The organism is Capnocytophaga sp. oral taxon 380 str. F0488 (assembly GCF_000318255.2).
GTDB classification, from domain to species: Bacteria; Bacteroidota; Bacteroidia; order Flavobacteriales; family Flavobacteriaceae; genus Capnocytophaga; species Capnocytophaga ochracea.
In genome coordinates this window covers 86,630-96,538 of sequence record NZ_KB291190.1, presented here as the reverse complement: position 1 = coordinate 96,538, position 9,909 = coordinate 86,630, and the positions used below count along the sequence as shown (strand labels likewise).

Below are 9,909 nucleotides of genomic sequence, written 5' to 3'. Positions count from 1 at the left end.
CCCTCCTTACACCCTTTTTTCATCAAAATCTCTCCCTCTCTTCTTCCGAACTTTTCCGTTTCCTTCCGAACACACCTAATAGTCTCAACACGTCGCTTTTTCTCATTTCCTAATTCTCTCATTTTCTCATTTCCTAATTTTTCTCCGCCTGTGCGGCTCGCACCTTTGCCAAAGTTGATGTTCTAAAAAGTTACTTCACAAGGCGTAGCCTTGATTTTGTTTAAAATTTGTTTGATTTCTGAGGCACAGCCTCATTCCTCTAATACAACCTCACACCCCATTTTCTCATTTCCTCATTCTCTCATTTACTCATTTTCTCTGCCTGTCGCTTTTACGTCGCAACTCCTAGTGCCTAGTGCCTATGGCCTAAGGCCTCGCTCCTAATTTTTAACCCTTATCCTACTACGACTTGCTAATTTGCTAATTACGTCGTATCTTTGCACCCAATAATAAAAGAAAACATCAAGAATGAATACACCGCAAGAATTGTGGCGCAACAAGTAATTAGTAATAAACACCGCAAACTTTGCCAAAGTTGAAACTCACTAAAAAATGACAGTAAAAATAAAAAACCTATCAAATAACGAGCTCCCTTCATATCAAACCGAAGGAGCCGCAGGCGTAGACCTAAGAGCTAATTTGCCTAACAGCAACATCACCTTACAACCCTTAGAGCGCACCCTCGTGCCTACCGGCTTATTCTTAGAAATACCCGAAGGTTATGAAGCACAAGTGCGTCCGCGTAGCGGTATGGCAATCAAGCACGGTATTACAGTAATCAATAGCCCAGGTACTATCGATTGTGATTATCGTGGCGAGGTTAAAGTTCCTATCGTAAACCTATCCAATGAACCCTTTACCATTGCCCACAGCGACCGTATTGCCCAAATGGTATTTGCCAAGTATGAGAAAGCCACTTTTGAAACTGTAACCGAGCTTTCACAAACTGAAAGAGGTACCGGAGGCTTCGGAAGCACCGGAGGTAATTAGCAAATAGTCTCATTGAGAAATAACATATTATGAAAAAAATCATCTTAATCCTTACAGTCTTGCTATTGGTGAGCTGTAAAACCAAACAAGCAGTGGTAACTCCCGCTGGTAGAACAAGCGTTGATAAACAAGCCAAAGAAATTATCAACCGCCACCTAAAATCGTTTCCTGCTTTTAAAACACTTAGCGCTAACCTGCAAGTAACTTATAAAGACGGTAAGAATGAGCAGAGTTTGCCTCTATCTTTCCGTATGGAGAAAGACAAAACAATATGGATATCCGCTCCTTTGGGAGTAGCCAAAGCACTCATCACCCCCGAAAAAGCCGAATATTATAACCGTTTAGACAGTTCTTTTTTCAGCGGTGATTTTAGCTATATCAGCAAACTATTAGGCATTGATGTAGGTTTTAACGAATTACAGAACCTATTATTAGGCAATGCGCTTTACAGTCTCAACTTTAAAAGCGAAGGTTTTATCAAGCTCCTCCCTGAGGACAACAACCGCTATAATATTGAAGTCACCGGAGAGTCGCCCGTAGAAGTGATTTACCGCTTTTTTCCTGATAATTACCGTGTGGAGGTTACCGAAGTAAATCATTTGGGAGCAAACCAAAAGGCAATAGCAACTTACAGCTATCAGCAAGTGGGGGAACTCTTATTACCTCTCTCCATTAAGATAGTTGCCAGCGAGGGAGAGAATAGTACCCAAATCACTTTAGAGTTCAAAGGATTGGATTTAGATAAAAAACTGTCCTTCCCTTTTAAAATCCCATCGGGAATGAAAGAAATAACAATAAACAAGTAACAAATGTGTCGTAAACTTTGCCAAAGTTTGAAAATACGTTAAACTGTCCGTCGTGCTACGACCTATGAATATACTAAAAATCACACTGCTTTTGCTTTGCTTTCCGCTACTCCTTACAGCGCAAACTAAGCAAAAAGAATTAGAACAACGCAAGAAGGCACTGCTCGAACAAATCAAGCAGATGTCCGCTTTACGCCAACAACAAAGTCAGCAACACAAAACTACCATTCAGCAGATAGAAGTTGCTAATGAGAAGATATTAGCGCGCACACGCCTAATACAAATCAATCAGCAACAGGCAAATTTACTTTCTAAAGAAATAGCTGACAATGAGGAACAACTGCGTACCCTTAAAAAAGAATTGGAATACCACAAAGGAGAATACGCTAAGATTATCAAACAGTCGTTCAAAAGTAAATCGGCACAAAACCGATTGTTATTCTTGCTTTCTTCCGAAAGTTTTTCGCAAGCCTACAAGCGATTGGCTTATATGAAACAGTATGCCAACTATCGCAAAGAGCAGGTGAGCCTCATACGAGAAAAGACTGATAAAATAAAGAATATCAACAATACTTTGGTAGCCCAACGCAATACTAAAAACCAAGTATTGGAAGAGCAACGCCAAGAGCAAGCTACTTTGGAGACTGAGAAAAAAGAATTGGAAGTGTTGGCTACCAATATCCGTGCCGCAGAACGCAACTACGAAGCACAGATACGAGAAAAACAAAAACAAGCTAACGCTATCGACCGCGAAATACAGCGCCTGATTCGTTTGGCTATTATAGAGGCAAATAAACGTGAGAAAGAGCGTTTAGCTGCTTTAAACAGAGGAAAAAACGCTCCTAAAACTACTTCTTCTCCTTCCTCAGGTTCCAATACTGAAATTATTTTTGTACTTACTCCCGAATCCCGTAAAGTAGCCGATAGCTTCGAAGCCAACAAGGGTAATCTTATTTGGCCAGTGGCAAAGGGCTACAAATCACAAGGTTTTGGGGTGTATTACGACCCTGTATATCCTGAGTTGCAACATTACAATAATGGGGTAACCATTGCTACTGAAAAGGGTTCAGAAGCCCGTTGTGTGTTTGAAGGCGAAGTATCAGCCATACAATCGATACCAGGAAGTAACAAAGTGGTGCAAGTGCGACACGGTAACTACATCACTATTTATTACAATCTCACTGATGTGTATGTAAAGAAAGGAGATAAGGTAAAAGCCAAAGAGCCTCTTGGCAAAATCTTCACCGATAGCAATGGCAAGACTGAAATGAAGTTTTTTATATATAAAAACACTACCCGCCTCAACCCCGAATTCTGGATACATAAAATGTAATAACATAATAAAATCCCTACAAAAGAAAGTAAACTCTTGTAGGGATTTTTGTTAAAACAAACTCAACTGTTCCACGGGCAGTAGCTGAAATGTTTTGCGGTGGTGCTCAGTAGTACCGTGCTCGGCAATAGCTTTGCGGTGTTCGGAGGTGGGATATCCTTTGTTTTGCTGCCAATGGTACTCAGGGAACTGCAGGGCAAGGTCTTCCATATAGGCATCGCGGTAGGTTTTCGCAAGTATCGAAGCCGCTGCAATGGTTTGTATTTTGCCGTCGCCTTTTACTACACAAGCGTAAGGTACTTTCTGGTAAGGCACAAACTTATTACCGTCTACCGCTATAAAATCGGGGGTTATTTTGAGCTGAGCAATAGCGCGATGCATAGCCGTGATAGAAGCGCGGAGGATATTCAGCTCGTCTATTTCGGAAGGGAGTACGTGACAAACAGCATAAGCCACTGCCTCGCGCTCGATGATAGGTCGCAGGAGGTTGCGCTGTTTTTCAGTGAGTTGTTTAGAATCGGTGAGGAGGTCGTTTTTGAAGTCGGGGGGCAATATCACAGCTGCCGCCGTTACAGGACCCGCCAGACAGCCGCGCCCCGCCTCGTCAGTACCCGCTTCTAAGGAAGAATGATAGAATAATTGTAACATAGGTAAGAGATAAGAGGTAAGAGATATAAGTAGTTGAAAAAAGTGAAGAATATCTACTCCTTCCTCTTATAAAAAGCAATATAAAAACCCGATTTTAGGTAATAAATCGGGTTTTTCTAAATTTTATTTTTGTGTAATGAATCTCGAGTAGTAGCTTACATCAAATATTTCATTTGTTCCTGAAATTTCGTTGTAGGTAACTACACTAATAATAGATAAGGCTATGATTCCTGCAAAAAACAGCACTTTTCTTTCTGAAAATATAGCACAATACACCAAATATACAACAGCAGGTACAAAAAGCAAATAAGGAAGTACTACCCTTATATTGTTGAGAAACAAAGCAGCTACCATTAAAATTAACAGAAAAGGAGCGTGCATAAGTAATAATCCCTTGCGTGTTTCCTCTTTACTTTTTCTTCTGAACAAAAAGTAAGAAACTGTTGCCGATAGTATCAGGAATACAACTAACATATAAGGTAGGTATCCATTAAAGATAAATCCCGCTAAAATATATAGCGATACGACTATCAAGTTGTTTTTAAGAGTCTGTTTCATAATATGATTACTTTTAAGATTAGAGTACAAACCTATATAATAAGAACCAAACAAACAAATAATTAACAAAGTTTAACTTTTTAACAGAAGTAAAAACAAAGAATAATTACTGTGCCAAACTATTATTTTTTCTTTGTTCTATCATATATTTTCCTGTTTTTAGTGTAAACCTATTTCAGGATATGACACCTCTTACCTCTTATCTCTTACCTAAAATAAGTGTTGAGCAGTTGCCTCCAAAGCCAAAGGAGTTGGAAAGCACGTGTTGTATAGGTTTGTATTTCAGTTCGGTTTGTGGGCGGATAGGCACTTCTTCCATTGGAGTACTGAAGTTGAGGTTAGGGAATACCACCCCGTGTTGTAAGGCTAAAACGCTAAATACCGCTTCTACTGCCGAAGCTACTGCCAAAGTATGTCCCGTAAAGGCTTTGGTAGAACTAAAATCGGGGACGTGCTCGCCAAAGATACGCATTAAGGCACGACTTTCGGAGAGATCGTTGTTTACGGTAGCTGTGCCGTGTGCATTGATATAATCGATATCTGCAGGGGTTAATCCTGCTATTTGTAGGGCTTTTTGCATTGCTAAAAACGCACCTTCACCATCGGCGGAGGAGGCTGTTTGGTGATAAGCATCATTGGCATTGCCCCACCCTTTGATTTCTGCTAGTATAGTAGCCCCGCGTTGTAGGGCATTTTCTTCGGTTTCTAATACCAAAAAAGCACCTGCTTCTCCTAAGTTTAAACCCTTGCGATGTTGGTCGAAAGGAGTACAGTCAGTATCCGAGAGAATCATCAAAGTGTTAAAGCCATTGATAGTGAATTTAGAGAGGGCATCGGCACCACCGGCAATGAGGCAATTAGCTCTGCCAGTGCGTAGCAGGTTGATAGCTGTTATTATAGCGTTTGCCGAAGAAGAGCAGGCAGTACTCACGCTAGTTACAACGCCTTTTATGCCTACATAATCGGCGATTTGATGAGTTACCTCGCCTATGTTGTGAGTAGTGATATAGCGTCGCAGGGGTTCATCATCGCCATAGCGGAAAAAATAGTTTTCGGTCATATCCATACCCCCCACCGTGGAAGCCATAATGAGTCCGCAGTGAGTGAGGGCTGAAGGGGTAAGACCGGCATTGGCAATGGCTTCCTGCAAGGCGATAATCCCCAAGAGAGAGGTGCGTGAATAGGCGTTCACTTCGGGTAATCGCAAAGCAGTAATAAGCTCAGTGTTCGTGCGTTTGATTTCGCCTACCTTGATGTGGCTTGCGTGAATGGTTGCTACATTTTCAATCCTGCTGATACCTGCTTGGCGATGGGTAAGGGCATAAAAATGCTCTCCGACAGTGTTACCTATCGAAGAGTTGATACCCATTCCCGTGATGACTACTTTTTTCGGCATCGCTATTTGGTGCGGTGAGCGGTGATGTAATCAGCCATTGTTTTCACCGATTGGAAGATTTCTTTTCCTTTTTTAGGGTCGTCTAAGCGGATACCGTAATTCTTGTCGAGTAGTACGATAAGTTCGAGAGCATCGATAGAGTCGAGGGCTAAGCCAGTACCAAAGAGAGGTTCATTTTCATCGATATCCTCGGGGGTTACTTCTTCTAAGTTGAGTACTTCAATAATTTTGTTCTTGAGTTCTAAAATAAGTGCGTCCATTATAAAAAGTTATTATTAGGGGGCAAAGATAGTGAAGAATTAGCAAATGAGCAAATTTTAGAAATTAGCAAATTGAGCGACAAAAAAAGTAGAGACGAATTACTCATCTCTACTTTATTAAGTTTGTTGTAAAAAACTATTTTAGGGTTCTTCGGAAATCTCATTGTCGTAGTGATTCTGGAGATTTAATTGAGTATCACTTTTATAAACACTGAGTCTTCCTTTAGGCACATAGATATGTGCTATTTTGTTGGATACATTATTGAAAATAGGGAAACTTGTTCGTGGTGGATTAGCTCCTTTAAAAGTAGCCGAAGTGAGTTTACTACAAGAATAGAAAGCAAAAACTCCTATGCTTTGTATATTTTTAGGAAAAGTAACCGAAACAATTACATCGTTATAATGAAAAGCATCTCTACCAATAGCTTGTAGACTTTCAGGGAATTTGAGAGTTGGAATCTGACACGAATTGAAAGCGTCCTCATCAATAGTAATAAGTCCTTCTGAAAACTGAACAGTAGTAAGAAGAGACCCCATAAATGCTTCTTTGCCTATCACTTGCACTCCCGCAGGAATGGTGATACTATTGATTTTAGTCCCCAAAAAAGCCTCTTTACCAATATTTGTTAAACCATTAGGTAAAGTGATAGTGCCTAACTTTTTATGAGCATAAAAAGCTTTTTCACCAATAATTTTTACCTTGCTAAGGGTGCCATCGGCTTGCATATCAAGAACGGAAGTATTCTCATTTTTCCACTTCACTAAAGTAAGTCCATCAGCACTCAGTTCATAATCAGAAGCTGGAATTGAGTTGTCGCTATCTTTTTTACAAGCAAAAAGAGCAAAAACTGAAAAGAGTAATAAAAATTTTTTCATTGAATGTAATTTTTTAAGTTTTTACGGTGCAAATGTATAAAATTAATTTCAACTAACAAGGGTTTAAAGGCTGGTTTTCAGTTTAAAGATTACAAGGGTTTTTGAGAGCTACTGCGGAAGTGCAGAATATAGAATGTATCGTTTTCCTCATCTACTTGGTAATACAAAATAAATCTACTTTTAAAGAAAACTCTTTTCCAATGCTCTTGCTTCATTAAAAACCTCCTCATTACTGTGCACTCTCCCGTGTTTGATATCTTCGCGTGCACGCTCTATACTGCGGATATCTTCTTCCGTAATTTCAAAGGAATCTTCAGGTTCAGCAACCTCTATTCCCATATCAGCCAAAGCTTTTACTGCTAATTGGTACTGCTGAAAATCTAATTGATTTTTTAATATTATGGTATTCATTATTTTTTACTTTTAAAGTTATACAACGACAAAGATAGTGAAGAATTAGCAAATGAGCAAATTTTGGAAATTAGCTAATTTTACTAATCTATTAAAGTTGCTATGGCTCTATAATCGCCCTGTAAGAACTCTACCCACGCCATTAGTACACTTTCGGCTTTGCCTTGGGCTAATAGAGCTTGGCTATACTGTTGTAGGAAAGGTTCAGCTTGCTCGTAGCTATCGAATACAAAAAAACTGTTTTCGGTTTTCAGCTGGTGGCGTATGCTTATCTCGCCTAAACAGATGTTGGGTAGGGTGTAAACAAACACAGCGGGACTGGGGTAATATTCGTGTGGGTTCGCGATAGTAGCTTGATGTTTAAGGTCGGTATCAAGACTGGCAGAACGATTGGCGAATACAAGGACAACGCTATTTTTCTCCGACTGCGAAAACGGACGCAAGAGGACTTCGGCTGCTAAAAAAGCGAGCTTGCTGAGGTTATCCATTTTGAAGAACTTGGGATAATCCATTTGCAGGGCTTTGAGGGCTTTTTTGGAGAAATCGACGAAAGAAGTACTTTTATCGGAGAAAAGCACAGAGTCGTTGAGGGTTATGGTATTATTTTCTATCGTACAAGTTTTCATATTTTAAGTGATACTATATAAGGGAGCTCCTATGAGTTCAAAATCTTTCTTATTCAAGGTATAGATACTCATATCATAATAAATAGCAGTAGCTCCTATCAGTGTGTCGGCAACTTTTGAATGAGGTTTTTGGAAAACAAGTTTCATTGCGACGTTACAAATATCATCGTTGATATTAATTACTGGAATGCTATTTATTACTGTTTTTAGCTTCATTCGCTTAGCCCTTTCGATACCCTCATAGAAAGCGGGCCATTTCATCAATGGTTATCGTTATTTCTGCACTACTATTAAGAATATAACGGCTTATTACATTCGTATCGCAAATTACCTTTTTCATTTTATCGGATAGGGTCACAAGGAGCAATTAACCCTTTTTTATAAAGGTCGGCTCCCACTTTTTGGGCTTCTTTTATAAGAGTAGTTAGGTTTTCTTCTTGATGTGAGTCTTCTTTTTCTTCTTTTATAAGAGCAAAACCTATTTTTTTATTACCTACGTCTAAGGTAGTTTGCTTTTTTTTCTTTTCTAAAACATCTGTTCCCATAATATTCATTATTTTCTGCAAAGATACAAATATTTTGCCAATATACTAACGTGATTTGTAAACATTTCTTATGATATTTTAGAAATATCTAATCGTTAATCACTTTTATTGCTAATGCTGTGTTGCTTCCGCCAAAACCTGAGGCGGTTTTTAGGAGGTGTTTTACTTCTGTGTGTTGGGTTTGTTTTAATACATTAATGGGCTGTGAAACGCCTAAGGTTTCATAATTCAGGCTCTTTAAGAGGATTTTATGGCGAGCAAATTCGATGGTGAGTACGGTTTCGAGCAAACCTGAAGTGCCTAAGGTATGACCGAAATAACCTTTGTAGCTGTTTAGCGGAGGAGACAAGAGTCCGGCGCGCATAAAGGCAGTGCTCTCCATCTCGTCGTTATAGAGGGTGCCGGTGCCGTGAGCGTTGATGAGGTCTATCTGTTCAGGGCGTAACTTTGCCTCATCGAGGGCGTTTAGGACGCTTAAATAAAGCCCTTCGCCTGTGCGTGAAGGTCCTGAAATATGGTTGGCATCGTTGATAGAACTGCTACCCAAAAGTTGTGCTTTAGCACCTGTTGCCTCACGGGTTACATAAGCCACTGCGGTAGCCTCGCCTAAGGTAATGCCATCGCGTTGAGCATCATAAGGTCTGCAAGGTTGTGCACTCATCGCTTGAAAGGATTGAAAGCCCGAAAGTACAAATTCGCTTATCTCATCGCCTGCTAATACTATGGCATTATCGTAAGCATCGGCTTTTAGGAGTCTATCGGCTACCGAGAGTACCATTGCTCCTGAGACACAAGCGTTGGAAACGACTATGGGAGTAGTGGTTACCCCTATGGCATTAGCCATTTTTTGAGCCAAAGTTGAAAGCAGAGGAGCGCTATCGCCATTGGTAAGCTCTGAAATATTGCCTTTGGTAGAGGAAAGGATAAGAGCGGTTCGAGGGGTGATTTTGATTTTATGAAAAATAGGAGCTATTGCCAAGAGCAGAAGCTTTTCTAAGCGTGAAAAGTCATTGCGTTCTACCACCTGCTGAAATCGGCTTTCGATAGCTCCGTCGCCAATCTTAGAAAGGCAAACATCGGTGAGCTGTCCGTACATAGGATAACGGGCGATAGCCGAACGCTCGCGCAGTAACAAATTGGCGATAGTGGGGAGGTCGAAGCCTAAAGGGGTTACTATATTATAATGCTGGATATACATTTTTGGTGGCAGGAGCCTTATAAACTTTTGATATAAAGTGCAAATATACGACGTAATTAGCAAATTAGCAAGTCGTAGCACGACAGACATAGAAAATTAGCAAATTAGCAGATTAGAAAATGAGAGAATGGGTAGTAATAAAAATGGTTTTTGACAGGTATGACTTGTTGGACAAATCGGACTGGTTAGAGCTTTCGGAAGGAAACGGAAATTTTCAAAAGGAGACTAAGAGGTCTTTTGATGAAAAAAGGGTGTAAGAAGG

13 protein-coding genes are annotated in these 9,909 nt (G+C 40.1%); 3 read left to right on the top strand and 10 right to left on the bottom strand.

Going from position 1 to position 9,909, the window contains the following annotated elements; all coding sequences use genetic code 11:
- The first annotated feature begins 552 nt into the window (after positions 1–552).
- From dut to HMPREF9078_RS04165, 3 genes are all read left to right on the top strand, one after another.
- Positions 553–990 (top strand): dUTP diphosphatase, encoded by a 438-nt coding sequence (gene dut, locus HMPREF9078_RS04175; protein ID WP_009419493.1) that lies wholly within the window; start codon positions 553–555, stop codon positions 988–990.
- A gap of 29 nt (positions 991–1,019) precedes the next feature.
- The gene (locus tag HMPREF9078_RS04170) at positions 1,020–1,796 is read left to right on the top strand and encodes a DUF4292 domain-containing protein (RefSeq protein ID WP_009419492.1); all 777 of its coding nucleotides are present in this window, start codon (positions 1,020–1,022) and stop codon (positions 1,794–1,796) included.
- A 64-nt stretch (positions 1,797–1,860) separates the two neighbouring features.
- Positions 1,861–3,129 carry a murein hydrolase activator EnvC gene (locus HMPREF9078_RS04165; protein ID WP_009419491.1) on the top strand — a complete coding sequence of 423 codons (1,269 nt, stop codon included), beginning with the start codon at positions 1,861–1,863 and terminating at the stop codon, positions 3,127–3,129.
- A gap of 51 nt (positions 3,130–3,180) precedes the next feature.
- On the opposite strand, the gene HMPREF9078_RS04160 is transcribed toward HMPREF9078_RS04165, so the two are convergent.
- The 10 genes from HMPREF9078_RS04160 to HMPREF9078_RS04115 all read right to left on the bottom strand — a co-directional run bounded on the left by HMPREF9078_RS04160 (position 3,181) and on the right by HMPREF9078_RS04115 (position 9,647).
- A complete protein-coding gene (locus tag HMPREF9078_RS04160) occupies positions 3,181–3,777 on the bottom strand; it encodes a ribonuclease HII (protein ID WP_009419490.1) in 597 nt (198 codons plus the stop codon).
- A 123-nt stretch (positions 3,778–3,900) separates the two neighbouring features.
- Complete coding sequence (locus HMPREF9078_RS04155) at positions 3,901–4,335, bottom strand: hypothetical protein (protein WP_009409899.1); 435 nt, start codon at positions 4,333–4,335, stop codon at positions 3,901–3,903.
- Positions 4,336–4,534: 199 nt separating this feature from the next.
- Complete coding sequence (locus HMPREF9078_RS04150) at positions 4,535–5,731, bottom strand: beta-ketoacyl synthase (RefSeq protein WP_009419489.1); 1,197 nt, start codon at positions 5,729–5,731, stop codon at positions 4,535–4,537.
- A gap of 2 nt (positions 5,732–5,733) precedes the next feature.
- Complete coding sequence (locus tag HMPREF9078_RS04145; RefSeq protein WP_002674344.1) at positions 5,734–5,991, bottom strand: phosphopantetheine-binding protein; 258 nt, start codon at positions 5,989–5,991, stop codon at positions 5,734–5,736.
- A 141-nt stretch (positions 5,992–6,132) separates the two neighbouring features.
- Positions 6,133–6,867, bottom strand: a complete 735-nt coding sequence (locus HMPREF9078_RS04140) for a leucine-rich repeat domain-containing protein (protein ID WP_009419488.1) — start codon at positions 6,865–6,867, stop codon at positions 6,133–6,135.
- A gap of 180 nt (positions 6,868–7,047) precedes the next feature.
- A complete protein-coding gene (locus HMPREF9078_RS04135; protein ID WP_009419487.1) occupies positions 7,048–7,278 on the bottom strand; it encodes a hypothetical protein in 231 nt (76 codons plus the stop codon).
- 83 nt (positions 7,279–7,361) lie between these two features.
- Entirely contained in the window at positions 7,362–7,904 is a 543-nt protein-coding gene (locus HMPREF9078_RS04130) for a hypothetical protein (protein WP_009419486.1), read from the bottom strand.
- Positions 7,905–7,907: 3 nt separating this feature from the next.
- Complete coding sequence (locus tag HMPREF9078_RS04125; RefSeq protein ID WP_009419485.1) at positions 7,908–8,165, bottom strand: hypothetical protein; 258 nt, start codon at positions 8,163–8,165, stop codon at positions 7,908–7,910.
- Between the two features lie 80 nt (positions 8,166–8,245).
- Positions 8,246–8,449 (bottom strand): 3-phosphoshikimate 1-carboxyvinyltransferase, encoded by a 204-nt coding sequence (locus HMPREF9078_RS04120; protein WP_232207516.1) that lies wholly within the window; start codon positions 8,447–8,449, stop codon positions 8,246–8,248.
- A gap of 88 nt (positions 8,450–8,537) precedes the next feature.
- A complete protein-coding gene (locus HMPREF9078_RS04115; protein WP_009419484.1) occupies positions 8,538–9,647 on the bottom strand; it encodes a beta-ketoacyl synthase N-terminal-like domain-containing protein in 1,110 nt (369 codons plus the stop codon).
- Positions 9,648–9,909: the final 262 nt, after the last annotated feature.